We start from the raw sequence: 679 nt of genomic DNA, 5'->3' as shown, positions 1-679 counted from the left end.
GACTGGTGTCGATACCAATAATCTCAGTTACATCAACGGGCAAGTGGACAGTCAATCGTTGACTACCGTGGCGAGTATTCAAACTGTGGTTGATAGCTTAGCGATCATTCAAAGTTATGCCGCCGACAATACCCAAACCGAGCCAACAGTGACAAATTATGCCGATACTGGTGTGACTGGTGTCGATGCCAATAACCTCAGTGAAGTGAACGGGCAAGTGGACAGTCAATCGCTGACTACCGTGGCAGGCATTCAAACTGTGGTTGATAGTTTAGCGATCATTCAAAGTTATGCCGCTGACAATACCCAAACCGCGCCAACAGTGACAAATTATGCCGATATTGGTGTGACTGGTGTCGGTGCCACTAATCTTAATGAAATCAATGGACAGGTAGGCAGCCAATCGTTGACCACGGTGGCTGCGATTCAGACGCTAACTGACAGTGTCAACGTGATTCAAAGTTACGCGGCCGATAATACGCAGCCAGCACCATCAGTGAGTGGTTATGCCGACTTTGGCGTTACCGGTGTGGATGCCAACAACTTGGCGGAAATTAATGCACAAATTGACAGCCAGTCACTAACAAGTGTTGCCTCGATACAAACACTTATCGATAGCCTAACAGTGATCCAAAACTACGCGGTAGATAATACCCAAACCGCGCCAAGCGTGATCGAC

The 679-nt window shown here is 47.9% G+C and carries 1 protein-coding gene; it reads left to right on the top strand.

Annotation, left to right across the window (positions count from 1 at the left end):
• The coding region (locus F8B77_RS17690) for a hypothetical protein (protein ID WP_167512870.1) at positions 1-679 on the top strand (679 nt) is incomplete at both ends.

Source organism: Aliivibrio finisterrensis (genome assembly GCF_008933155.1).
GTDB lineage: Bacteria > Pseudomonadota > Gammaproteobacteria > Enterobacterales > Vibrionaceae > Aliivibrio > Aliivibrio finisterrensis.
Note: the sequence above shows the minus strand (reverse complement) of the source record. Positions and strands in the feature narration are given on the sequence as shown.